A 24,976-nucleotide genomic window follows, 5' to 3' on the forward strand; every position below is an offset into this window, starting at 1 on the left:
TTCTAAAATTAATTGATATTCTTCAAAAGTTTTCAACAATATTGCGAAACAAAATAACCTGCTGTCGGATTCCGGTCCTTTACCTTTTTTGCTTTGATTCGTCGTATTTATGTAGTGCTTCTATAAGCTTTTGCTTATTAAGGCTTTCAAAATCCTTGATCTTCCTTAATTCTGCTCTTTTTCTAAGTTCTTGAATGGGAAGCATCTCCAGGTTTTGCCTTTTTCTTCCAAATTTAGAATCCTCAATATCACCAAGATCTTCACTTTCAGGTTCTTCAAAATATTCGGGGTTTTCCATATTTTACCTTTTGAAAATACAACAAGGAAACGCCTGAAATGTTAGGTGTTTAAAATCCTTCTTTCGCCATTTTTACACCTTTATTATCCTGATTTGGATAAAGGATTTCCCGAAGAATTTCCGGAGCATTATGAAGCTTCTGAATAAGTAATTCAAAATCTTCTTTTAAAACCTGATTGGGACGATTAAAGTAAATTTCTTCCAGAAGAAGTATGGTGAAGAATATAGCGCTTGCATAAAAAGCTATAACTGTTGTGCTGAATATGCATAGGTTGATAATGGTTGATTTTAAAAATTCTTTTAAGGTTTTCATATCGGTAGTTTATTTTTCAGTTAAAACAAAGCCTATATCCCTTGCAGCTTGATCAATCAAATCTATAGTAAATATAAGTATTACAATTGTTTCTGTCAATGCTATTTTCCGGAAATTTTTTTCCGCTTTTTATCGTTTATAAACGTGTTCCCCTATTCAGTTTAATCAGCTTTGGAAGATAATTTTCACTCACTCGAAAGGGCAAAGAAATTGGTACTCTCTGATGGTATCGTTTCTCAGTCTATGTCCGGTTTCAGCGGTGGTCCCGTTTTGATTGCCTTTGCACTATTATTAGGTGCATCAGGCTTTCAGCTTGGTTTGCTTGCATGTATTCCTGTTTTTGCCAATCTTTTTCAATTGTTCTCAGTTTGGTTTCTGAATAAAATCAAAAGTAGAAGAAAGGTTTGTGTCATATTTTCTTTTTTAGGAAGATTTCCCTTGTTGATCTTGGGATTTGCCTGTTTGTTCTCGGAGGGAAGCTGGTTGATTTACCTTCTGATAGGAGTAATGTTTGTTCATAATTTTGTGGGTGCTATTTCGGGTGGTTCCTGGACTTCTTGGATGCATGATCTTATCCCTTCAGATCAGTTAGGAAGGTTTTTTAGCAACAGAATCCGATGGGCTCAGGCTTTTGCAGTTGCAGTATCATTTTTTACCGGATTTGTCCTTGATCATTTTGCAGGTCATGAAAAGATGAGATTCGTCTTTGGATGCTTTTTTTTGGTAGCAGGAGGATTGGGGTTACTTAGTACCTTTTTGCTTTCTCAAACACATGAACCTACTATGAAGGAGTTTCCGGTATTTTCATTTAAAGAATTGACAAGACCTTTTGCCAATGAAAATCTGAGAACACTTATTGGTTTTACTGTTTTATGGAACCTCGCTTCAAATTTTGCAACACCTTTCTTCTCTGTATACCTGCTCAGCCAGTTGCATTATCCTGTTAGTACTGTTATTGGTCTTACTGTGCTAGCTCAGCTGGTTACAATTCTTTCTCTTGGTTTCTGGGGCAAATATTCCGATACATTAAATAACAAGGCTGTGCTTAGGATTTGTGTCCCTTTGTATATGTTGTCTGTTCTTGCATGGACTTATACTACTTTTCCGGCAAAGCATTTCTTTACCCTTCCATTGCTGGTTGTTATTCATATCCTGATCGGTATCGCCAATGGTGGAATTTCTCTTGCTGTAGGGAATATCGGTTTAAAACTTGCTCCAAAAGGAAAAGGATCTGTTTTTCTCATTTCTATGAATATGAGTAACTCTATTTTTGCAGGTTTTGGGCCCTTGTTGTCAGGTATGGTTTCCGGTTACTTTACTCTAAAGGATTTGTCAATAGGCTTTAACTATTCTGGTCCTGATATGAAAGAGGCCATTCATTTTATAAGTTTGCAATCATGGGATTTCCCTTTTGTTTTTTCAGTAATCCTTGGAGTAATAAGCTTTAGAATTCTTGCAAATCTTAAAGAGGGTATTGAGATAGAAAAAGAATCTTTGTGGAGAAATTTGAAAAACCAGCTAGTGGGAGACCTGAAAAATATTTCTAATTTCAGGCAACGTAAGCCTTTGTCTCTGTCAAAGACAAAGGTGTATTCTGCTTTAAAGAAGCTGGATAATAACAATGATGATGATCATATTTACTCTTCTCCTAAAGACTCTTCTGGTTCTTTTTCTTAATTCATTATAGCGCTTTAATGGGCATAAGTTAAAATAGAACAGGCCCTAAAAAATACTTTCTATAGATGAAATCTTTGAAAATGATTTTAGTCTCTCAGCATCATTCTTAGTTTTTTTTAAATGTGATTTTCAGATTATAAATGCATTTTTGAAAGAAATATTCTCTATAAGCTGAATGAATTCTCTTTCCAGAAATGAAGGCAATGTTAATTTGTAGATAGAGAACATTCTGTTTGGGAATCACAGAATTGTGTAAATTGGAAATTTAATCCTCTAAACCTACACTTTCAATATCTTTTTTGTAATCTTCTATAGCACTATAGATGCCCCAGGCGGAATCAAATCTGCCTGATTCAGAATTGAGTATTTTAAAATCTGCTGTATCTGTGATAAATCCAGTTTCCACAAGTACACTAGGCATAGAAGTCTTCCATAATACAAGAAAACCTGCTTGTTTTACGCCTCTGCTATGTCTCTTATTACTCTGTTTAAATTCTGTTTCAATCTTGTGAGCAAGCTTCATGCTGCTATGCATAAAGGCATTCTGATATAAGGAGAACAAAATATAGGATTGAGGTGAATTAGGGTCAAATCCTTCATAGTTTTCTTTGTGGTCATCTTCCATCAGAATAGATGAATTTTCTCTTTGAGCTATTTCAAGATTCTGCTCTGTTTTATGAAGTCCCATGCAATATGTTTCAGTTCCATGCATTCCGGCGGGGCCAGAATTCACATGCACCGAAATAAAAAGATCTGCATGATTTTTATTTGCAATACCTGCTCTATCATGAAGTTCTACAAATCGATCATCTTTTCTGGTAAAAATAACCTTTACGTCCGGCATATTTTCCTGAATAAGCTGGCCTACTTTCAGGCTTATATCAAGTGCTATATCTTTTTCCTTGGTTTTGTTCTTCATGCATCCAGGATCTTTTCCTCCATGTCCGGGATCAATAACAATTGTTTTCACCCTTAAGGATCTGCGCTCTAAGGGAGTAAATGAGAATAAAAGTAACGTGAGACAGAATCCTATTGATAAGAACTTTTTGGCCATATCCTTTTGGGATAAAGATTAATATCAACTAAAAACGCATTATATGCTAGTAAAATTACAAAATATTTTGAATAAGGAAAAGTTTTACACTTTCACTTTCCAATAGAGGTATAATTGCTCTTATACAGAGAGTTTGAAATGCTTAATAATCGAATTGCAGATTAAAATAGTTGTAATTTAAAAAGTGAGCTTTTGTGAGTTATATTATGAAGTTAATCCATATTCAAATCCTGATTTTACTTTTCCATTCGTCAGTACTCTTCGGCCAGCGGTCTTTAGTTAATTCTTCTTCGGGAAAAAGAAATGAACCAATAATGAATGACAATGCAGAGAAATCATCTGAACCTTGTGGAATTGATTACCAAGACTGGAACTTAACTTTTGAGGATGATTTCAATGGGTCTGTCAAAGACTTGTCTGAAAACTGGTACTTGTTTGGAGACAATCATGGTCAAGACGAACTACAAATTTATAAATGGGAACAGTTGTCTGTTTCCGATGGGAATCTGGTGATTACAGCTCAATCTCTTCCTAAGCCCGAAATGGCCTCTAATGGGATCACTTATAATTATGCTTCAGGCTGGATCCACTATAAAAATATGGTGAAAGGAAATGCCTTGTTTGAAATAAGATGTAAAATGCCTGAGGGCAGAGAACAGACTTTGTGGCCTGCCTTTTGGATGTGGAATGGAGACTGCTCTCCTCAGACTGATGGATACAGGGAAATAGATATCTTTGAGTATTGGGGTAATAATTTCAAATGTGGAACCAATAACGTCTTCTGGTGTGATGGAAATAGAAATAGGCAGGGTTGTTTTATTGAATATTGTGAAAAACAACCTTTTTTCAATGACTTTCATATTTTCTCTGCCGCCTGGCTAAATAATAAACTTGTTTTTTATATTGATGGAAAGGAGATTCGAACTGTAACAGATTATGTTCCTTCCGTGTCTGCGGAGATGTATTTGATTGCAAACCTGGCCTTGGGAAATTCCCCTTCAATATCGGAAGTAAAATTTCCTCAGCGTTTTGTCATAGACTGGATTAAAATCTATAATCTAAAGGATAAAGAGAATACTCTGGAAACCTGTACCAGAACTGATAACTGTAGAAAAGCCCGTACCATTAATGAACCCGAGATTCTTAAGGTTGAAAACAAAAATCTAAAAGATTTTTAATGAAATTGACCGTAAATTCTACATTTTGAAAGAGTAGAATTTACGGTCTCCATCCCATCAGTAGCTTATTTATTCTCGCTTTTACAATGCTTGCATTGTTGTAAGCTTGTTATACACCCCATCTTCAAAAGTAAGTAGTTGCTGATGGGTACCTCTTTCCACAATTTTCCCTTTTTCTATAACCAGAATTTCATCAGCATTTTGAATAGTGCTTAATCTGTGTGCAATAACAAGCGTAGTTCTGTTTTTCATCAAGTTGTTAAGGGCATCCTGAACCAGTTTTTCAGATTCTGTGTCAAGGGCAGAGGTTGCTTCATCCAGTATTAAGATAGGCGGATTTTTTAGAACAGCCCTAGCAATGCTAATACGTTGTTTTTGACCTCCCGACAGCTTTACACCTCTGTCGCCTATAACGGTGTCATACCCGTATTCAGACTCCATTATAAAATTGTGAGCATTTGCAATTTTAGCTGCCTGAATAACATCTTCCCTTGACATGTTTGGTTTTCCGAAGGCAATATTGTTGTGAATGGTATCATTAAATAACAAAGATTCCTGATTTACTATTCCCATCATATCTCTTACAGATTCCACAGTGCAATCTTTAATATCATTACCATCAATCTTTATACAACCTTCCGTAGGGTCATAAAATCTTGGAATAAGATCCGAAATAGTAGATTTACCTCCTCCGGAGGGTCCTACTAATGCTATAGTTTTACCTCTTTGGAGTTTAAAGTTGACTCCATTAAGAATTGTTTTATGCTCATCATAAGAGAATTTAACATTCTCAAAGGAAATTTCTTGTTCGAAGTTTTTTAACTCTATTGCATTTGGTTTATTCTTAATTGCAGGTTCTGTATCAATTAATTGTAGTACTCTTTCTCCTGCAGTGATACCGTGTTGTATTTGGGAAAATGAGCCTGTCATAGCCTTAGCCGGTCTAAGTACTTGACTGAATATTGCAATGTAAGCTATAAATTCTTCAGGTTTGAGGGAATTATTCCCCTCCAATACCATTGCACCACCATATAAAAGGATTCCAACTACTACAGTAACACCCATCAATTCAGATACAGGAGATGCAAGTTCGTTTTTCTTCACCATTGTTCTGGAAGCAGTAGAGTACCTGATGTTTTCCTGTTGAAATTTATCCTGGACATAAGATATAGCATTAAAAGCTTTGATTACACGTAGTCCTGTAAGTGCTTCATCCAGAATGCTTAGCATTATTCCCATTGATGTTTGAGCATCGGATGTTGCTTGTTTAAGCTTTCTTACAATTGTAGCTATTATTAATCCTGAAACAGGAATAAAGAAAATCGTAAAAAAGGTCAAAGAAGCAGATAACTTAAAAAGAGCGAAGAAATAAAAAATAATAGTCACTGGTTCCCTGAAAAAAACAATTAAGGTATTTGTTATAGATCCTTGCACTACTTGCACATCACCGGAAATCTTTGCCATTATATCTCCTTTTTTCTCATTTGAAAAAAAGCTAAGGTGCAAGTTTAGCACATTATTAAAAACTGTTTTTCTTAAATTCAAAAGTGTGTGAATTCGCAAGTCCTCAAGTACAATCTGAGACAGGTAACGGAAAAGGTTTGATAAAAAAACCGATGTGAAAATAACACCGCAAATATAAAAAAGCGCTGCAAGTTTCTGATCTGAAGATTGGGCTGCTTTATACAGATAATAATAAAATACCTCTTTAAAATAATCATAGTCTAAAGTGAATGAAGGCAACTGAGTCACTTTATTCAAAGACTCAGAAGGGTTTTCAGAAAACAACAAATTAAATACTGGTATAAGAAGGGTGAAATTCAAAAGACCAAAAATAATGCTGAGCATAGCAAAGATTATATATGGAATTGCAAATTTTTCTAGAGGCTTGGCAAACGAAATGAGCCTTAAATATATTTTCATGATATTGGATTGTAAACTATAATATAAACTTAAGCAAAGTTATTAAATTATATCCACTTTAATAAGAAGGTCTATTCCCTACCAATTGCTCCATGGGAATCTGACGTTTTTTTTCTTTCCATTATAATCTTATTATTCCTTAAACTGCCGTGATTACCTTTTAATTTCCAGGTAACTAGTCTAAATGATTAATTACCAGTTAAGTAAGTGGCCTAATCTTTTTTATTACTTTAAATTTATGATGTAATAAAATCTGTAAGAAAATACCAGGAATGGCATGTTTAAAATTACAGGTTGGCAAGTATTACATATGAATGTCAGAATGAAGTATATAGTTAGGAGATACTTTTAATTCTAGATGAATCAAAGTATTTTCTGAATGTCCTTTTATTAAATTATTGATCTTAACTAATGGGTTATCAAGACTGATTTTTAAATTAAAATTAGATATTAAGGCTTTGTTATATACACTATTGGTGGTTTTACTTAATCGTTTTTTGTATCCCATTTCTCAATAATGGTAAAAACCTGTTCTACTCTTAGAGATTCAATACATGCACAATTTCCACCTTTGGAACAATCCGTACATTCTTTGTCCAGCGATAATACTGTAGATAATTTTCCCAAGGGTTTCCACCTTCCTGCATGCATTGGCTTTATTGGAGGATAGAAGCCTATCGTATTTACTCCCAGGGCAGAAGCAATATGTAGTGGTCCTGTACTACATGCTATAAGCCCCTCTGATTTGGAAATAACCGAAATAAGTTCTCCCAAAGAAACTTTGCCAGTAAGATCAATCAATTCAGGAAGAGAAAAAAAGTTGTTTTGTTCCTTTCGGATTTTGTCGCCTTCTTCTTTTGTGCCTGTAATTACGGGTGTATAGCCTGCTGAAATTAATTTTTGGGCAAGAAAAAAATAGTTTTCTAGAGGCCATTCTCTGGCGCTTCCTTTTGATTTGGGGTGAAGTATAATCTTTTTTCTCGCATGCTCAAGATCGGATTTTATCGACTCTGGAATGTCAATTTTTGGGGATACATCGAGTAGTTCCCCCAGAGATTCAGTGGATGGAATTTCTTTTATTCCTATCCCTTTAAGCAATTTGAAGTTTAACTGAGCTTCATGGAGATTAGATTTCTTTCTGGAAAAATTTATTCTTTTATTGGTATAAAACCAGTGAAATATTCTGTGACTGGTACCAATGCGGATCGATATGTCATTTTGCTTGCATATTTTTGCAATCTTTTTGTCTGGATACACAAATATGACAGCCTCTATATTCTTTAATCTTAAAATATCGGGATCCCTTATGAGGTCTTCTCTTGAAATGAATTCATCAATAGAGTTGCATGCCTTTATTAGATCTGCTGTATATTTTTTCCCAAGAAACAAAATTCTGGAACCCTGAAAATGTTTTTTTAGATATGCAGCCATAGGAAAAGTAAGTACTACATCTCCAAGGTTATCAGTTCTGCTTATCAGTATATTTTTCATAAATTAATTAAACCTTAACAAATCCCTAGAAATTTGACTAACCTTAACTTTGTCTCTTCTCTAAATCATGAATTAAATCCCTGTCCGACCTTATCGCTTTTGTGTAATGAAGGCAAAACATGATAAAGAAAAAAGTAAATGTCAGGCCTGCCTTGGTTTCTAGTGTGTCTTCAAACAAGAATGAAACAGAGGTAATAATGTATATGGACAAAAGAATTTTGGATTTGTAATTTTTGCCCGAGAACAATGGAAAATAAAAACAGCACATAAAGATGATAAATCCCAGAATGCCAGTAGCTGCAAGTGTTCTTAGGTATTGATTATGTGGACTCAGTCGATTAGCCGGTTCTACGTATGAGAAGTTTTTTTCGTAACCTTTTCTTACCTCAGCTTCTAAGTTTCCTTCACCTACTCCAAAAATTGGATGATCTCTGAACAACTCGAATGTTACCTGCTGAGAGACTAACCTTTTTCCAATAGAGTAATGATTTGCTTTATCTTTAATATCACTTAAGTTCCAGTCATACATTGTATATCCCCATTTATTCCTCAGGGTATCAAGTGAAAAGAACGAAATCGTAATTAATGCAATTGCACCTAAAAAAACTAGAATGCCATTTTTAAAGTTTTTTGAAGTTATTGAATAAAAGATAATTAATAGAAGTACTGCATAAAACGCAACTAATCCAGATCTGACAGCTAGAAGATGCTGATAAAAGATGAGAAATATAAGGATTGCAATATTCAGAAATTTAAAGAAAAGATCATTAAAATAATTTTTCACTAATAGATAAAAGGAGACAAATATCGCGAAGGTAACCATTAGACTATAGCGAACATGATTTATGGGGGTGGGTATCAGATGTGATTTGCCATATGCCCAGTCAAAGTATTCTTTATTTTGAAAGTAAATAGCAGTGCTACCCACCGAGCAAACAAAAACAATGAGAAGAAAGAGAAAAAAAGTATCGTAATAGAGTTTTTTGGGAAAGGGAGGAAGCACAGCAAATAAAAATGGCAATGCAAGAAATTGATAATGCAGTTCAAATTGTAGGGCTGCATATTTTTGATTTTCAGGATTCGTTTTTAAAAGACTTATTATGAATGTAATAAAAATAAGGATGAAAACTGAAAATCTTTTTTCAACTAGAAAAACGCTAAAATTTCTGATATTCAATAAAAAATAAAGTAAAGCAAATCCTGTTAAAGCTAGTATGCCTTGGTTTGCAAGGATATGGAAACTATCCATAGTGAACATCCCTATGATTATGACAAAAAGGCATATTCTTACAAAAATTAAATAATATTGGTTTTGTGAATCCATTAATTAAGGGTAATAAATATTTTTCTTGATTTAAAAGTCTTTGAAAATTAGAGTGTTGGTTTCCTTGGGATTCCAAACACAACAAATGCAGAAATTTTAATGTTCTACTTTAAGGAATCGTAAATATGGTACGATAATTACTTTATTCATTAAGTAAAATTATAAATAATACTTTAAATGGAAGAGAATAGAGAAAATATAAGAAAGGATTTAAGCAAAGCGGAGAAAGATGCTCAGTTTGAAAAGGAGTTTATGCCTTTAATTGATTCTCTTTATAATTTTGCTTATCGTCTGACCCTTGATGAAGACGATGCAAATGATCTTGTACAAGAGACCTATTTAAAGGCTTATCGATTCTTTAATTCATACGAGCAAGGTACAAATGCTAAAGCCTGGCTGTTCAGAATATTGAAAAACAGCTTTATAAATGATTTTAGAAAGAAAAGCAAGGAACCTTCAAAGGTTGATTATCAGGAAGTAGAGTCTTATTATAACTCAGATGACGTGGATGAAAGTATCACCACCGATCTTAGGATAGAATCTTTGCAGGAAATGATTGGGGATGAGGTTGCTACTGCGCTGAATGCATTGGCAGTGGATTTCAGAACTATTATTATTCTTTGCGACCTTGAGGGATTTACTTATGAAGAAATGGCCAAAATTCTTGATATTCCTATCGGTACAGTTAGGTCAAGATTGCATAGGGCTAGAAACTTATTAAAGGAAAAGTTGAAAGCTTATGCTGGTACAATGGGCTATAACAAATAAGAAAAATTCCGTATGATTGCGAACAATTTAACTCGAATGGATAAGGGAAAAATCTCTGAATGTAATGAGTGTTTGCATGCGCTTCATCTTTTAATAGATGGAGAAGCTTCTGATAATCAGAAACAATTTCTGGAAAAACATATAGAAGAATGCATGCCATGTTATCAAAGCTATAATCTTGATAAAAATGTAAAGGAGGTTTTAAAAAGCAAAATCGAAAAAAAGCCCGTTCCTTCGGCCTTAATAGCGAATATTAAGGATAAATTGAACGAAAGTTTTTAAATTTGTCTATGGAAGATGGCAAATTAATCATTTTTTCAGCTCCCTCTGGATCTGGTAAAACGACTATTGTCAAGCATCTGCTTGCCAAAAATAATAATCTGGGATACTCAATTTCTGCTTGTACACGCGACAAAAGAGGTCGTAATGAAACTTATGGAAAAGATTATTATTTCCTTACCCCAGAAGAATTCAAACAAAAAATTGATCAAGAAGATTTTGTTGAATGGGAACAAGTATACCCCGGCCAATTCTATGGTACTTTAAAATCTGAAATTAACAGAATTTGGAGTGAAGGGAAAAGTGCAGTTTTCGATGTTGATGTTAAAGGCGGCCTTAGTCTGAAAAAATTCTATGGTGATAAGGCATTAGCAATTTTTGTGAAATGTCCATCTATGGAAGTTTTGGAACAAAGACTGAGAGAAAGAAAAACAGATACAGAGGAAAGTATTTCTGCGAGATTATTCAAAGTGAAATTTGAAATGAGCTTTGAAAATCAGTTTGATATTACTTTGGTAAATAATGATTTGGAAGAGGCATTAAAAGGAGCTCAACAACTAGTAGATGATTTTCTTAATGGAAAAATCAGTTTTCCTCAAAAAGGTTGATAGTTTAGCGTTTCATGAAAGTTGGTCTTTTTTTTGGTTCGTTTAACCCTATCCACATAGGTCACCTGATTATCGGGAACGTAATGGCTGAGCATGCTGACCTTGACGAAGTATGGTATGTTGTGACACCCCAGAATCCTCTGAAAAAAAATAATACTTTACTTCACGAGTTTGACCGGTATGATATGGTAAATCTGGCCATAATGGATCATCCGAAATTTCGCGTCAGCGATGTTGAATTCCATTTACCTAAGCCGAGTTATACTATAGATACGCTGACTTATATTCAGGAGAAATTTCCTAAAAATAAGTTTGTTCTTATTATCGGAGAGGATAACCTTTGTCAACTTCCCAAATGGAAAAATTTCAACAGTATACTGGAGTATTTTGAATTGTATGTTTATCCAAGGCCGGATTCAGGTGATTGTGAATTGAAAAATCATAAAAATGTAAGGTTTGTGGAGGCTCCTTTACTGGATATTTCTGCTACTTACATCAGGCAGTCAATCAAAAAAAATCTTTCTGTAAAATATATGATAACTCAAGAGGTAGAGACTTTTATTAAAAATAAAAATCTCTACCGTTAAAATATTGAATTAAACAGTCATTATTTCAGCTTCTTTCTTAGCTAAAACCTGATCTATTTTTGCAATAAAGTCATTAGTCAAAGATTGTACTTTCTCTTCGGCTTTTTTGATTTCATCTTCTGAAGCACCCTCTTTTTGAAGTTTTCTTAATTCTTCATTAGTGTCTTTTCTGATATTACGGATGCCGATCTTTCCATTTTCTGACTCACCTTTCACTTGTTTTACAAGAGCTTTTCTTCTCTCTTCAGTAAGAGGAGGTAAAGAGATTCTGATGTTTTCACCGTCATTTTGAGGATTGAAACCAAGATTACTGTCTTTAATAGCCTTTTCAATTTCAGAGATCAGCTTTTTTTCGAAAGGCTTGATCAAAATTGTTCTTGCATCCGGAGTAGTGATTGACGACACTTGTTCTAACGGCGTGTCTATACCATAATAGCTTACAGAAACTCCGTGAACCATTGACGGCATAGCTTTGCCGGCACGTATTTTAGCGAATTCAGCTTCAGTATGCTTCAATGCTTTTTGCATTGCATCCTTTGCTTCGTCCAGGTATAATTGAATTTCTTCCATTTGGAAAAATAAGTTATATAATAAAATTACATTGTTACCAGTGTACCGACATCTTCACCTTCTGCGATCTTCAAAAGGTTGCCAGGTTTATTCATATCAAATACGATAATTGGTAAACCATTTTCTTTGCAAAGGGTGAAGGCTGTCATATCCATGATCTGTAAACCTTTTTGATATACTTCCTTAAATGAAATGTTGGAGAATCTTGTTGCTGTTGGATCTTTTTCAGGATCTGATGAATAAATTCCGTCCACTCTCGTTCCTTTAAGAACAGCCTGAGCTTCAATTTCAATAGCTCTTAAGCTTGCTGCCGAATCTGTAGTAAAATATGGGTTTCCAGTACCTGCTCCGAAAATTACAATTCGTCCTTTCTCAAGATGTCTTACCGCTCTTCTTCTGATGAATTGCTCGCAAACTTGTTCTATCTTAATACCAGACATTAATCTTGTATAAAGACCAATATTTTCTAGTGCGCTTTGAAGGGCCATTGCATTTATCACAGTAGCAAGCATTCCCATATAGTCGCCCTGAACTCTGTCTATTCCTGTAGCCGCAGCTTCAACACCTCTGTATATATTACCTCCTCCGATAACAATTGCCAGCTGAACACCTTTATCACTTACAGCCTTTATTTCTTTTGCATACCTCATGAGAACTTCCGGATCTATACCGTACTTTTGATTTCCCATTAATGCTTCTCCACTTAGTTTTAAAAGAATTCTTTTGTATTTCATTTCAGAAGATATTTTACCGCAAACTTGGCAAATATAATAATGATTATCTAATAATTAAATTATAACCTGATCAGTACCTGATTTTTTTCGACACTCTGTCCTTCCTTAATTTGAATACTTTTAACAATACCTGTTCCTGGAGATTTTATCAGATTTTCCATCTTCATGGCTTCAAGGATCAATATAGGTTCTCCTTTCTCAATGGTCTGACCTTCTTTTACTTTTATCTCTAAAACTTTTCCTGGCATTGGAGCTTTTATGTCATTGAGAGTTTCGGATCTCTTGTTACTGACTCCAAGTTTTTCGAGCATAAGATCTCTGGTATCCTGGAGCGTAATCTGAAGTTCCTTATCGTTTATTCTTAAATAGAGCATCTTCTGCTCTCTGTCGAATTTTAATACTTCCACAGAATAGCTTTTGTTTTCTTTAATAATATGATAAGATTTTTGATAAGCCAGTTCGGAAATGTCCCAGTTTAAAGGACTTCCATTAAGGATAAGCTTATCACCTTCTTTATGAAACTCAATAAAATTTTGATTACTAGTTTTTATTTTTAACATTTCAATATTATTTCGTTCTTAAATATAATTAAATCAATCAAAAAACAACTGAGTATGAGTTTTTCTGTTTCAACAGGGCGGTTCTTTCTGATACCCCTCTTGCTGCTATTATTTTCTTGTAAATCATTAAAAAAAAATGATAAAACAGTACTGGTAGCTGAAAAGGAGAAAAAAAGTGTTCCTACTTTTAAGACAAGTAATGGTCCTTATCAGCCGTCACGAACAAGGCCGGTAGATTTACTTCATACTAAACTGGAAGTTTCATTCGACTGGAAGAACCAATACCTTAATGGTGTAGCCTATTTAACTTTTAAACCCCTGTTTTATCCTCAAAAAGGACTTGTGTTGGATGCAAAGGGAATGGACATACATTCTGTAGATTTGGTAACCCCAAATGCAATTCCCCTAAAATATTTGTATAATAAAGAAAAACTGGATATTACTCTTGATAAGGTTTATCAAAGTAAGGATACTTTTCTGATCCGAATAAAATACACCGCGAAGCCAAATGAAATTAAAAAAGGAGGGAGTGAAGCAATCACTGATGATAGAGGTTTGTATTTTATAAACGCAGATGGAAAGGATCCTCAGAAACCTGTTCAAATATGGACGCAAGGTGAAACCGAAGCCAATTCATGCTGGTTTCCTACCATTGATTCTCCGAATGAAAAGACTACTCAGGAAATGTTTATTACAGTTGATTCAGCCTTTACTGTTCTTTCTAACGGAGAACTGGTTTATCAAAAAGCCAATAAAGATGGAACCAACACTTTTTATTGGAAACAGGATCTTCCTCATGCACCATACCTTTTTATGATGGCAATAGGAAAATATTCTATTATCGAAGATCAAATGACAGATACACGATTTGATTGGGATGATTTTAAAATTAATTATTATGTAGAACCTCAGTATGGGAAGTATGCCAAATCGATTTTTGGGAATACACCTGAAATGATTGCTTTTTTCTCCTCATTGTTAAAATATAAATTTCCCTGGGATAAATATTCACAGGTTGTAGTAAGGGATTTTGTATCAGGCGCTATGGAGAATACTTCTGCGTCAGTTTTTATGGAAGCTCTTCAATCTGATGATAGAGAATTGCTTGACGAAAGCTGGGATCCAATCATTGCCCATGAACTATTTCACCATTGGTTTGGCGATTTAGTTACTGCCGAATCCTGGGCTAACTTACCATTAAATGAATCATTTGCAAATTATTCTGAATATCTGTGGCTGAATTATAAATACGGAAAGGATGAGGCTGATCAGCATGCTGAAACAGAAGAGAAGCAATACTTTGATGAAGCAAATCACAAACAGGAACCTTTGATCAGATTTCATTATCACGATAGGGAGGATATGTTTGATAGACATAGCTATAATAAAGGAGGAAGGGTTTTACATACTCTGAGAACGGTTGTTGGGGATTCTGCTTTTTTCGAAGCTTTAAATTTGTATCTAAAACGAAATCAGTTTAAACCTGCAGAAATTCATGATTTAAGGCTTGCATTTGAGGAAGTGACCGGAATCGATTTGAATTGGTTTTTTAATCAATGGTTTTTAGCTCCGGGGCACCCCAGTCTTAAAATTGAAAGTCAGTATAGCAGTGGTATGTTGAGTTTAACTGTGGAACAGCAACAGGATACCTTAAGAACTCCTATATATAGGATACCATTTAAGCTTGATGTTTGGGTAAATGGAATGAAAAATACCTATCATCTTGAACTTACTAAATCAAAGCAGAGTTTTTCCCTGCCTTGTGCTGCTCAGCCGAATCTTGTGCACTTTGATCCTGAAAATGAAGTCTTATCTAAGAAGTCTCATGAAAAAACAGATGAAGAGCTTATTTTTCAATTCAAAAATTCTCATGGGTATTTCGGAAGAAAAGATGCCTTGGTGGCTTATTTTGATCTGAGTAAAGCTGAAAATCAGGAAATGGCTCAGGCAAAATTCAAAACCAAAGATTTTGAAAGTCTATTAAAAGGCGCGCTAAATGATAGATTCTGGGGTATAAGAGATTATGCTTTGGATCAGTTTTCTAGATATGTTATTCCCAATATTGAAAATTATATACCAGACCTTGAAAGAATTGCGTCATCCGATAGTAAGCCTGCAGTTAGAGCCCAGGCTATTTATTTATTGTCATCTTATGATAATAAGAGATTTGTGGATCTTTATTATAAAGGCCTAGATGAAAAGGCCTATTCAGTTGTTGGAGCGTCACTCTCCAGTTTGTTAAAGGCAAAAGATGCAAATATTGAAAAAAAGATTCCGGAGTTTGAATCTATTGACAATATTAACATAATAATACCTCTGGCCAATTACTTTATTAATTCGAAGGATACTACAAAATACATATGGTTTAAAAAAAATATGCAAACTTCTGAAGATCGAAGGACTTATGCATTGTTGAGTTATTTTAGCCAATATCTGGCGATACTTCCGGAAGCGGAAAAGAATGAAGGGAAGCAATTGTTAAAGAAAATATCAGAAACAAATAAACATGAAGTAATCAGAAATGCTGCAAATTATTATCTGCAAATGCTTAAATAGAATTATTTATTAAAAAAGATGTAAGCTTAAATGGTTGATAATTAATAGACTGAAGAATAATTAAAAAAAAAGCAATAAAAATAGGTGCAAAAATTTGACTTAAATAAAAAAGCACCTATTTTTGCAGCTCAATTTTTTAAAACAGCAAGTTTAAAAGGTTGATTTGAAAAGGAAGTTTTCAAATTAGTTTGGGGAGATACCAAAGTGGCCAACTGGAACAGACTGTAAATCTGTCGTCATATGACTTCGAAGGTTCGAATCCTTCTCTCCCCACAATATATTTTATTTAAAAATAGTTTCGAGAAAAATTGGGGAATTGAAAATGGTTTGTTTACTTTGCGAACCAATTTTGATTCTGAGAAGGGAAAAATCTCAGACTAGCCAAATTAATTAAAAGCGGGAGTAGCTCAGTTGGTAGAGCGACAGCCTTCCAAGCTGTAGGTCGCGGGTTCGAGCCTCGTCTCCCGCTCAATTTTTTTGAGCTTCCTGGAGAGGTGCTCTTAAGCCGGTGTAGCTCAGGGGTAGAGTACTTCCTTGGTAAGGAAGGGGTCACGGGTTCAATTCCCGTCACTGGCTCATAAAATTCAAACTCAAGAGCAAGTCAGCTTAAGATTACAAATTCCTTTATCGCATTTAAATAATTATAAAATTATAAATTAACAATAAAACCGAGGATTTTCAAATATGGCTAAAGAAACTTTTGACCGTTCCAAACCTCACGTGAATATAGGTACTATAGGTCACGTAGACCACGGTAAAACAACTTTGACTGCCGCAATCACTAAAGTATTGTCAGAAAAAGGTCTAGCAGAGAAAAGAGATTTCTCTACTATTGACAACGCTCCTGAAGAAAAAGAAAGAGGTATTACTATCAATACTTCTCACGTGGAGTATGCTACAGCTAACAGACACTATGCTCACGTTGACTGTCCAGGTCACGCTGACTATGTGAAAAACATGGTTACTGGTGCTGCCCAGATGGACGGTGCTATCCTTGTGGTTGCTGCTACTGACGGACCAATGCCTCAAACTAGAGAGCATATTCTTCTTGCTCGTCAGGTAGGTGTTCCTGCTCTAGTTGTTTTCATGAACAAAGTTGACTTAGTTGACGATCCTGAACTTCTTGACTTAGTTGAGATGGAAGTTAGAGAACTACTTAGCTTCTACGAATTCCCTGGTGATACAATCTCTATAATCAGAGGTTCTGCTCTAGGTGGATTGAATGGAGATGCTAAATGGGTAGCTACAATCGAAGAGCTAATGAATGCGGTTGATAACGATATTCCGATTCCTCCTCGTATGACAGAGCTTCCTTTCTTGATGCCAGTTGAAGACGTTTTCTCTATCACAGGTAGAGGTACTGTTGCAACAGGTAGAATTGAAAGAGGTGTTATTAACTCTGGAGAGCCTGTTGATATTCTTGGTATGGGTGCTGAAAACCTTAAGTCTACAGTTACTGGAGTTGAGATGTTCAGAAAAATCCTTGATAGAGGAGAAGCTGGCGATAACGTTGGTTTACTTCTAAGAGGTATTGAGAAAGATCAGATCAGAAGAGGAATGGTAATCTGTAAGCCAGGTTCTGTAACTCCTCATTTAGAATTCAAAGCTGAGATTTATGTTCTTTCAAAAGAGGAAGGTGGAAGACATACACCATTCTTCAACAAATACAGACCTCAGTTCTATATGAGAACAACTGACGTTACTGGCGAAATCATCCTTCCTGAAGGAACTGAAATGGTTATGCCTGGTGACAATATCACAATCACTGTAAAACTAATCAACTCTGTTGCGATGGAGAAAGGATTAAGATTTGCGATCAGAGAAGGTGGTAGAACAGTAGGTGCTGGTCAGGTAACTGAAATTTTAAAATAAGTAAAAAAATAAATAAGAGTGCGTTTTTGAAAATTATTTTCGAGAACGCACTTGTTTATTTATAAGATATTCTCTAACTTTGCACTCCCTTTTCAGGGGTGTGTAGTTAAACGGGTGTAGTTCAAGGGTAGAATAGCGGTCTCCAAAACCGTTGATGGGAGTTCGAATCTCTCCACCCGTGCACAGGAAAATAAGTCAAAAATGAAAAAGGTAATAGATTTTCTAAAAGAGTCAGTTGAAGAAATCAGAAGTAGAGTTTCCTGGCCGAAGTTCAGTGAACTTCAGAGCAGTACTGTCCTTGTTCTGGTTGCTTCTATCATTTTTGCACTAATAATCGGTGTTATCGATTATTTATTTAAAAACGGTATGTCCTTCATTTACGAAAACTTCTAAAGGGGGGATAGATCGATGAGTCAATTACAATGGTATGTTGTTAGGGCGGTAAGTGGTCAAGAAAAGAAAGTAAAAAGCTATCTTGAAAACGAAATCGTAAGACAGAATCTTCAAGAGTTTGTTCCTCAGGTTTTGATACCTTCAGAAAAGGTATATGAAATGAGAAATGGGAAAAAGAGAGTACGTGAGAGAAATTTTTTCCCTGGATATGTACTAATTCAAGCAGATATAAATCACGGCGAAGCAGCACACATTATTACAAGTATTCCTGGAGTTATAGGATTCCTGGGATCTAGTGAAACAGGTGCAGCTTCAAAAAAACCAGTACCATTAAGACAATCTGAAGTTAACAGGATTCTTGGAAAAGTGGATCAGGTTGATGAAAGAGAAGAAAAACTGGAAACTCCTTTTATAGTAGGAGAGCTGGTTAAAGTTATGGATGGTCCGTTCAACGGATTTACAGGTTCTGTAGAAGAAGTATTTGAAGAAAGAAAGAAGCTCAATGTTATGGTGAAAATTTTCGGAAGAAATACACCGGTTGAGTTGAATTATATGCAAGTAGAAAAAGTTCAGTAAAATGGCAAAAGAAATAGGCGGATATCTGAAATTGCAGGTAAAGGGCGGAGCCGCAAATCCATCTCCTCCAATCGGTCCAGCATTGGGTAGTAAAGGTTTGAATATCATGGAGTTCTGTAAGCAGTTTAATGCTAGAACACAAGATAAACCAGGTGTTTTATTACCAGTGTTAATAACAATGTATAAAGACAAGTCTTTTGACTTTGTTATTAAAACTCCTCCAGCTCCAATTCTTTTAATGGAAGCAGCAAAAGCAAAAAAAGGATCTGCAGAACCTAACAGAAATAAAGTAGGATCAGTTACCTGGGATCAGGTTAAAACGATCGCTGAAACTAAATTGCCAGACTTAAATTGTTCTAAAATTGATTCAGCGATGAAGATGATTGCCGGAACTGCCAGAAGTTTGGGTATAACAATTACAGGCAAAGCTCCTTGGGAATCTTAATAGGAAATTGACATGGGAAAACTTACAAAAAAACAAAAGCAAGTAATTGCCAAATATAACCCTGAGCAGGAATATTCTCTTGCAGATGCAGCTAATTTAGTTAAAGAGATTACTTTCACGAAATTTGATGCTTCTGTTGATATAGATGTTAGATTAGGAGTTGATCCTAAGAAGGCGGATCAAATGGTGAGAGGAGTTGTTGCTCTTCCTCATGGTACTGGTAAGGATGTTAGAGTTCTTGTTCTTTGTACTCCTGATAAAGCTCAAGAAGCAAAAGATGCCGGTGCTGAGCACGTTGGCCTCGATGACTATATTGCTAAAATTGAGCAAGGCTGGTTAGATATCGATGTAATCATTACAATGCCAACAGTAATGGCAAAGGTTGGTAAATTGGGTAGAATTCTTGGTCCAAGAAGCTTAATGCCAAACCCTAAAGCTGGAACTGTAACTCTTGAAGTTGGAAAAGCTGTTAAAGAAATTAAGCAAGGTAAAATCGACTTCAAAGTAGATAAGTACGGAATCATTCATACCAGTATCGGTAAAGTATCTTTCTCTCCTGATAAAATTCAGGAGAATATTAATGAGCTAATTCAGGTAATTTCAAAACTGAAACCTGCTTCAGCAAAAGGTACTTATATCAAGAGTGTTTCATTGTCAAGTACAATGAGCCCTGGTATTTCAGTTGATAAGAGTTCAATTTCAGGAATATAAGAAAATGACAAAAGAACAAAAAGCTCAGATTATTGAGGACTTGAGCCAGAAATTTTCAACAAAGAATTATTTCTATATTACTGATGCCTCAGGTCTTTCTGTTGAGAAGATAAACAAGTTTAGAAAACTTTGCTATAAGAAAGGCATTGAGTATCAAGTAGTAAAAAATTCTTTAATTAAAAAGGCTCTTGCGAATCTCAATACAGATTATACACCTTTTAACCAATCCGTTTTAAAAGGATTCTCAGGCATTTTATTTGCCGATGCAGGTAATGCCCCGGCAAAACTGTTAAAAGAGTTTCACAAAGAAGCTGGAAAAGGTAACGAAAGACCAGTATTTAAAGGTGCTTCTATAGACGGTGGATTATTTATCGGTGCTGATAACTTAGATATTTTAAGTAATCTTAAATCTAAGAACGAACTTATCGGAGATATCATTGGTTTACTTCAATCACCTGCTAAAAATGTTGTTTCTGCTCTTCAAAGTGGTGGAAATAAACTTGCAGGAATTGTTAAGACTCTCTCTGAGAAAGCTGAGTAATAATTCAAAATACAATCAATTAATAAACATTTAATCAAATTAGTAATTTTTAAATAAATAATAAAATGGCAGATTTAAAAGCATTCGCTGAGCAACTTGTAAATTTAACTGTTAAAGAAGTTAACGAACTTGCGCAAATCCTGAAAGATGAATACGGTATAGAGCCTGCTGCTGCTGCTCCTGTTATGGTAGCTGGAGGTGGTGGAGCTGCTGCTGAAGCACCTGCTGAAAAAACAGCTTTCGATGTAATCCTTAAAAACCCAGGAGCTGCTAAACTTGCAGTTGTAAAACTTGTTAAAGATCTTACTGGTCTTGGATTGAAAGAGGCTAAAGATTTAGTTGATTCTACTCCAAAGCCTGTTAAAGAAGGTCTACCTAAAGCAGAAGCTGAGTCTCTAAAGAAACAATTAGAAGAGGCTGGAGCTGAAGTTGAAATTAAATAAGGTAAGATTACCTTTAACAGCCTTAAAAATAATTTCAAGGCCTGGCAACATAGTCAGGTCTTTTGCTGTTTGTGGGTATAAACCTTTCAAGCACCCCTTGATTTAAGTAATAATATTTAAAAATTATTCACTAACCAAACTTATAAAGCATTGGCTATCAATAATAAAGGAGAAAGAATAAGTTTTGCTTCAAGAAAATCTTTAATTGATTACCCGGATTTTCTGGATGTGCAATTACAATCCTTTGAGGATTTCTTTCAGATTGATACGCCCTCTGAAAGCCGTACACAGGAGGGTTTGTATAAAGTATTTGCGGAAAATTTCCCTATAAGCGACTCAAGGGAAAATTTTGTTCTCGAGTTTATTGATTATACAATAGACCCGCCCAAATATTCCGTTGACGAATGTATTGATAGAGGTCTTACTTATTCTGTGCCTCTTAAGGCAAAGTTAAGACTTTCCTGCAATGACGAAGACAACGAAGATTTCCAAACAATAGAGCAAGAGGTATTCCTTGGGAACATACCTTATATGACTCTAAAGGGATCTTTCATAGTAAACGGAGCAGAAAGGGTTATTGTTTCTCAGTTGCACAGATCTCCGGGTGTTTTTTTCGCTCAAAGTAAACATACAAACGGGACAAAACTTTATTCTGCCAGAATTATACCTTTTAAAGGGTCCTGGATCGAATTTGCTACTGACGTTAACAACGTAATGTATGCCTATATCGACAGAAAGAAAAAGTTTCCGGTTACTACACTTTTACGTGCTATCGGATATGGTTCAGATAAAGATATTCTTGACCTTTTCGGTTTATCAGAAGAAGTGGAAGCTAATAAAGCTTCTTTAAAGAAAGTTATTGGTAGAAAGCTGGCTGCAAGGGTACTTAGAAGCTGGACTGAAGATTTTGTTGATGAAGATACTGGTGAGGTAGTTTCTATCGACAGAAATGAAGTTCTTTTGGAAAGAGATTCTGTTATTTCTGAGGAAGATATAGATACTATCCTGGATTCAAACACAAAATCAATTATCCTTCACAGAGAAGACATAAATATAGCTGATTACACTATTATTTATAATACACTTCAAAAGGATAATTCAAACTCTGAAAAAGAAGCTGTTGAAACCATATACAGACAGCTTAGAAATACTGAGGCTCCGGATGAACAGACAGCAAGAGATATCATTCATAATCTTTTCTTCAGTGATAAGAGATATGATCTTGGTGAAGTTGGAAGATATAGGATTAACAAGAAGCTCGGTCTTGAGATCGCTTCTGATATCAGAGTATTAACTACTCAGGATATCATAAGTATTGTTAAATATCTTATAGGTCTTATAAATTCTAAAGCTGTTGTCGATGATATAGACCATTTGAGTAACAGAAGAGTAAGAACTGTAGGAGAGCAGTTATACAGCCAGTTTGGTGTAGGTTTAGCCAGAATGGCTAGAACTATCAAAGAAAGAATGAACGTAAGGGATAATGAGGATTTTAAACCTGTTGACCTTATTAATGCAAGAACTCTTTCTTCTGTAATCAATTCCTTCTTCGGTACAAACCAGTTATCTCAATTCATGGATCAAACCAATCCATTAGCTGAGATTACGCATAAAAGGAGAATGTCTGCTCTTGGTCCTGGTGGTCTTTCAAGAGAAAGAGCAGGTTTCGAGGTTCGTGACGTTCACTATACACACTACGGTCGTCTTTGTACTATCGAAACGCCTGAGGGACCAAACATCGGTCTTATATCTTCTCTCTGCGTTCATGCAAAAGTAAATAACATGGGCTTTATCGAAACTCCATACCTTAGAGTGGAAGAAGGTAAAGTAAGTTTGAAGGATCCTGTTTATTTAACAGCTGAAGAAGAAGATCGCCATAATATAGCTCAGGCCAACGCGAAAATCGATAACACTGGTAACTTCATGCTTGATAAAGTTAAAGCAAGATATGAAGGTGACTTCCCTGTTGTTGAGCCAGATAAATTGTCATACATGGATGTTGCGCCTAACCAGATTGTATCTGTTGCGGCTTCATTGATTCCATTCCTTGAGCACGACGATGCTAACCGTGCTTTGATGGGTTCAAACATGCAACGTCAGGCTGTACCTCTATTAAAACCAGAAGCTCCAATTGTTGGAACTGGTCTTGAAGGCCGTGTAGCTGTTGATTCAAGAGCGCTTGTAACTGCAGAAGGTGAAGGAGTTGTAGATTTTGTTGATGCTAAGAAAATAGTTATCAAATATGATCTTAACGACGATGAAAAGCTGGTAAGCTTTGATACCGAAAGCAAAACATATGATCTTGTTAAGTTCCGAAGAACTAACCAGGATACTTGTATAAATCTTAAGCCTATAGTTTTTAAAGGCCAGAGAGTTAAAAAAGGCCAGGTTCTTTGCGAAGGATATGCTACAAATAACGGAGAGCTTGCTCTTGGTAGAAACCTAAAAGTAGCATTCATGCCATGGCAAGGATATAACTTTGAGGATGCTATTGTTATTTCTGAGAAAGTCGTTCGTGACGATATCTTTACTTCAATACACATTGAAGAATTTGAACTCGAAGTTAGAGATACAAAGAGAGGGGAAGAAGAGCTTACTTCTGAGATTCCAAACGTAAGTGAAGAAGCTGTTAAAAACCTTGACGAAAACGGAATTGTACGTATTGGTGCTGAAGTTAAGGAAGGGGATATTCTTATTGGTAAAATCACTCCTAAAGGTGAAACTGATCCAACTCCTGAAGAAAAACTTCTTAGAGCAATCTTCGGTGATAAAGCTGGAGATGTTAAAGATGCATCATTAAAAGCATCTCCTTCATTAAGAGGTGTTGTAATTGATACTAAGCTGTTCTCTCGTCCTAAAAAGGATAAAGACATCAGAGCAAAATCCAAAAAACAAGTTGATACATTAAAAGCAAAATATAGTAAAGACCTTTTGGCAATCAGAGCAACAATGATTGAGAAAATGGTTGAATTGCTTGATGGTAAAACTAGTAATGGAGTTAAGCACAAATTTGGAGATGAAATTATTTCCAAAGGAGTGAAATTCAACAGAAGAAATATTTCTGAAAACATCTTCCCTGAGCGTAACAGCTATAGAGACGAAAGTACATACAATGTACAGGAAGAAGTAAATCTTTTGGGCGATTTAATACTTGAAGGTTGGACTTCTGAAGATAAGATCAATGCTATGATCCACAGTCTTGTTAAAAATTATAACAGGAAAAGAAATGAACTTTCAGGAAGATTTAAACGTGAAAGATTCACTTTGGAAGTAGGAGACGAATTACCTGCTGGTATAGTTCAGCTTGCTAAAGTTTATGTTGCTAAAAAACGTAAACTGAAAGTGGGTGATAAAATGGCAGGTCGTCACGGTAACAAAGGGGTTGTAGCTAAAATAGTTCGTGATGAAGATATGCCATTCCTTGCTGATGGAACTCCTGTAGACATTGTTCTAAATCCGCTTGGTGTACCATCTCGTATGAACCTTGGTCAGATTTATGAAACAGTTCTTGGATGGGCTGGATTAAAACTGGGCAAAACTTATGCAACGCCAATATTTGATGGTGCAAGTGAAGAAGAGGTAGCAAATGAATTATCACTTGCAGGCTTGCCTTCTTTCGGTAGAACATACTTACATGATGGTTTAACAGGTCAAAGATTTGATCAGCCGGTTACTGTTGGAGTTATCTACATGCTAAAACTAGGCCACTTGGTTGATGATAAGATGCACGCCCGTTCAATCGGTCCATATTCATTAATCACACAACAACCACTTGGAGGTAAAGCTCAGTTCGGAGGTCAGAGATTTGGAGAGATGGAAGTTTGGGCACTTGAGGCATTCGGTGCAGCAAACGTTCTTCAGGAAATTCTGACTGTGAAATCTGATGATGTGATAGGTAGAGCAAAAGCTTATGAAGCCATAGTTAAAGGCGAAAATATGCCTAAGCCAAATATACCGGAATCCTTCAACGTATTGGTTCACGAGTTAAGAGGCCTTGCGCTGGAAATCACTTTAGACTAATCATTAACCAAAGCTGCCGGATTTATCCGGCAGCTATTCATATTTTTTTAAGTTT

At 35.4% G+C, this 24,976-nt stretch carries 24 protein-coding genes and 4 tRNA genes; 19 read left to right on the forward strand and 9 right to left on the reverse strand.

The genetic code is table 11. From position 1 onward, the window contains the following. Nucleotides 1–79 precede the first annotated feature (79 nt). Both MYP_RS20020 and MYP_RS20025 read right to left on the reverse strand, forming a co-directional pair. Complete coding sequence (locus MYP_RS20020) at nucleotides 80–298, reverse strand: hypothetical protein (RefSeq protein WP_045467505.1); 219 nt, start codon at nucleotides 296–298, stop codon at nucleotides 80–82. Between the two features lie 49 nt (nucleotides 299–347). Further along, nucleotides 348–611, reverse strand: coding sequence for a hypothetical protein (locus MYP_RS20025; RefSeq protein ID WP_045467507.1), 264 nt, complete (start codon nucleotides 609–611; stop codon nucleotides 348–350). 171 nt (nucleotides 612–782) lie between these two features. Between MYP_RS20025 and MYP_RS20030 the strand changes: the two genes are divergently transcribed. After that, entirely contained in the window at nucleotides 783–2,288 is a 1,506-nt protein-coding gene (locus MYP_RS20030; protein ID WP_045467508.1) for an MFS transporter, read from the forward strand. 265 nt (nucleotides 2,289–2,553) lie between these two features. Here the strand turns inward: MYP_RS20030 and MYP_RS20035 are convergent, their stop codons facing one another. After that, a complete protein-coding gene (locus MYP_RS20035; protein ID WP_370568887.1) occupies nucleotides 2,554–3,258 on the reverse strand; it encodes an N-acetylmuramoyl-L-alanine amidase family protein in 705 nt (234 codons plus the stop codon). Nucleotides 3,259–3,548: 290 nt separating this feature from the next. Here MYP_RS20035 and MYP_RS20040 point away from each other — a divergent pair, with 290 nt between their 5' ends. Then, the gene (locus MYP_RS20040; RefSeq protein ID WP_045467512.1) at nucleotides 3,549–4,520 is read left to right on the forward strand and encodes a glycoside hydrolase family 16 protein; all 972 of its coding nucleotides are present in this window, start codon (nucleotides 3,549–3,551) and stop codon (nucleotides 4,518–4,520) included. Nucleotides 4,521–4,601: 81 nt separating this feature from the next. Here MYP_RS20040 and MYP_RS20045 read toward each other — a convergent pair whose 3' ends face one another. From MYP_RS20045 to MYP_RS20060, 3 genes are all read right to left on the reverse strand, one after another. Beyond that, complete coding sequence (locus tag MYP_RS20045) at nucleotides 4,602–6,443, reverse strand: ABC transporter ATP-binding protein (protein WP_045467513.1); 1,842 nt, start codon at nucleotides 6,441–6,443, stop codon at nucleotides 4,602–4,604. A 486-nt stretch (nucleotides 6,444–6,929) separates the two neighbouring features. Beyond that, a complete protein-coding gene (locus tag MYP_RS20055) occupies nucleotides 6,930–7,934 on the reverse strand; it encodes a glycosyltransferase family 9 protein (protein WP_045467517.1) in 1,005 nt (334 codons plus the stop codon). A gap of 43 nt (nucleotides 7,935–7,977) precedes the next feature. Beyond that, on the reverse strand, nucleotides 7,978–9,183 hold the full coding sequence (locus MYP_RS20060; RefSeq protein ID WP_045467518.1) for an O-antigen ligase family protein: 1,206 nt from the start codon (nucleotides 9,181–9,183) through the stop codon (nucleotides 7,978–7,980). 252 nt (nucleotides 9,184–9,435) lie between these two features. Here MYP_RS20060 and MYP_RS20065 point away from each other — a divergent pair, with 252 nt between their 5' ends. Genes MYP_RS20065 through nadD form a run of 4 tightly spaced genes read left to right on the forward strand, consistent with a single transcriptional unit; the run spans nucleotide 9,436 to nucleotide 11,500 of the window. Beyond that, entirely contained in the window at nucleotides 9,436–10,026 is a 591-nt protein-coding gene (locus tag MYP_RS20065) for a sigma-70 family RNA polymerase sigma factor (RefSeq protein ID WP_045467520.1), read from the forward strand. Between the two features lie 36 nt (nucleotides 10,027–10,062). After that, the gene (locus MYP_RS20070) at nucleotides 10,063–10,308 is read left to right on the forward strand and encodes a zf-HC2 domain-containing protein (RefSeq protein ID WP_045467522.1); all 246 of its coding nucleotides are present in this window, start codon (nucleotides 10,063–10,065) and stop codon (nucleotides 10,306–10,308) included. Between the two features lie 8 nt (nucleotides 10,309–10,316). Further along, nucleotides 10,317–10,913, forward strand: a complete 597-nt coding sequence (gene gmk, locus MYP_RS20075) for a guanylate kinase (protein WP_045467524.1) — start codon at nucleotides 10,317–10,319, stop codon at nucleotides 10,911–10,913. A 14-nt stretch (nucleotides 10,914–10,927) separates the two neighbouring features. After that, the gene (gene nadD / locus MYP_RS20080; protein WP_045467526.1) at nucleotides 10,928–11,500 is read left to right on the forward strand and encodes a nicotinate (nicotinamide) nucleotide adenylyltransferase; all 573 of its coding nucleotides are present in this window, start codon (nucleotides 10,928–10,930) and stop codon (nucleotides 11,498–11,500) included. Between the two features lie 9 nt (nucleotides 11,501–11,509). Here nadD and frr read toward each other — a convergent pair whose 3' ends face one another. Genes frr through MYP_RS20095 form a run of 3 tightly spaced genes read right to left on the reverse strand, consistent with a single transcriptional unit; the run spans nucleotide 11,510 to nucleotide 13,364 of the window. Then, nucleotides 11,510–12,070, reverse strand: a complete 561-nt coding sequence (gene frr, locus MYP_RS20085; protein WP_045467528.1) for a ribosome recycling factor — start codon at nucleotides 12,068–12,070, stop codon at nucleotides 11,510–11,512. Between the two features lie 26 nt (nucleotides 12,071–12,096). Further along, the gene (pyrH, locus tag MYP_RS20090; RefSeq protein WP_028979663.1) at nucleotides 12,097–12,804 is read right to left on the reverse strand and encodes a UMP kinase; all 708 of its coding nucleotides are present in this window, start codon (nucleotides 12,802–12,804) and stop codon (nucleotides 12,097–12,099) included. Between the two features lie 59 nt (nucleotides 12,805–12,863). Next, nucleotides 12,864–13,364: an acetyl-CoA carboxylase biotin carboxyl carrier protein subunit gene (locus tag MYP_RS20095; protein WP_052430381.1), complete on the reverse strand. Its 501-nt coding sequence runs from the start codon at nucleotides 13,362–13,364 to the stop codon at nucleotides 12,864–12,866. A 54-nt stretch (nucleotides 13,365–13,418) separates the two neighbouring features. Between MYP_RS20095 and MYP_RS20100 the strand changes: the two genes are divergently transcribed. The 13 genes from MYP_RS20100 to rpoB all read left to right on the forward strand — a co-directional run bounded on the left by MYP_RS20100 (nucleotide 13,419) and on the right by rpoB (nucleotide 24,921). Then, on the forward strand, nucleotides 13,419–15,920 hold the full coding sequence (locus MYP_RS20100; protein ID WP_045467530.1) for a M1 family metallopeptidase: 2,502 nt from the start codon (nucleotides 13,419–13,421) through the stop codon (nucleotides 15,918–15,920). A gap of 190 nt (nucleotides 15,921–16,110) precedes the next feature. Continuing rightward, nucleotides 16,111–16,193, forward strand: a tRNA-Tyr gene (locus MYP_RS20105). A 123-nt stretch (nucleotides 16,194–16,316) separates the two neighbouring features. Next, nucleotides 16,317–16,389: transfer RNA gene (locus tag MYP_RS20110), tRNA-Gly, on the forward strand. A gap of 35 nt (nucleotides 16,390–16,424) precedes the next feature. After that, nucleotides 16,425–16,496 (forward strand) — tRNA-Thr (locus MYP_RS20115). Nucleotides 16,497–16,604: 108 nt separating this feature from the next. Further along, nucleotides 16,605–17,792 carry an elongation factor Tu gene (gene tuf, locus MYP_RS20120; protein WP_045467532.1) on the forward strand — a complete coding sequence of 396 codons (1,188 nt, stop codon included), beginning with the start codon at nucleotides 16,605–16,607 and terminating at the stop codon, nucleotides 17,790–17,792. 110 nt (nucleotides 17,793–17,902) lie between these two features. Next, nucleotides 17,903–17,973, forward strand: a tRNA-Trp gene (locus MYP_RS20125). A 20-nt stretch (nucleotides 17,974–17,993) separates the two neighbouring features. Continuing rightward, nucleotides 17,994–18,185: a preprotein translocase subunit SecE gene (gene secE / locus MYP_RS25850; RefSeq protein ID WP_045467750.1), complete on the forward strand. Its 192-nt coding sequence runs from the start codon at nucleotides 17,994–17,996 to the stop codon at nucleotides 18,183–18,185. A 15-nt stretch (nucleotides 18,186–18,200) separates the two neighbouring features. Continuing rightward, complete coding sequence (gene nusG / locus MYP_RS20135) at nucleotides 18,201–18,761, forward strand: transcription termination/antitermination protein NusG (RefSeq protein ID WP_028979658.1); 561 nt, start codon at nucleotides 18,201–18,203, stop codon at nucleotides 18,759–18,761. A 1-nt stretch (nucleotide 18,762) separates the two neighbouring features. After that, nucleotides 18,763–19,206 carry a 50S ribosomal protein L11 gene (rplK, locus tag MYP_RS20140; protein ID WP_045467534.1) on the forward strand — a complete coding sequence of 148 codons (444 nt, stop codon included), beginning with the start codon at nucleotides 18,763–18,765 and terminating at the stop codon, nucleotides 19,204–19,206. Nucleotides 19,207–19,218: 12 nt separating this feature from the next. Beyond that, on the forward strand, nucleotides 19,219–19,917 hold the full coding sequence (gene rplA, locus MYP_RS20145; RefSeq protein WP_045467536.1) for a 50S ribosomal protein L1: 699 nt from the start codon (nucleotides 19,219–19,221) through the stop codon (nucleotides 19,915–19,917). Between the two features lie 4 nt (nucleotides 19,918–19,921). Beyond that, nucleotides 19,922–20,458, forward strand: coding sequence for a 50S ribosomal protein L10 (gene rplJ / locus MYP_RS20150; RefSeq protein ID WP_045467753.1), 537 nt, complete (start codon nucleotides 19,922–19,924; stop codon nucleotides 20,456–20,458). A 65-nt stretch (nucleotides 20,459–20,523) separates the two neighbouring features. Next, nucleotides 20,524–20,901, forward strand: a complete 378-nt coding sequence (gene rplL, locus MYP_RS20155) for a 50S ribosomal protein L7/L12 (RefSeq protein WP_028979654.1) — start codon at nucleotides 20,524–20,526, stop codon at nucleotides 20,899–20,901. Between the two features lie 150 nt (nucleotides 20,902–21,051). Next, on the forward strand, nucleotides 21,052–24,921 hold the full coding sequence (gene rpoB / locus MYP_RS20160) for a DNA-directed RNA polymerase subunit beta (RefSeq protein WP_045467538.1): 3,870 nt from the start codon (nucleotides 21,052–21,054) through the stop codon (nucleotides 24,919–24,921). Nucleotides 24,922–24,976: the final 55 nt, after the last annotated feature.

Origin of the sequence: Sporocytophaga myxococcoides (assembly GCF_000775915.1) — a bacterium.
GTDB lineage: Bacteria > Bacteroidota > Bacteroidia > Cytophagales > Cytophagaceae > Sporocytophaga > Sporocytophaga myxococcoides_A.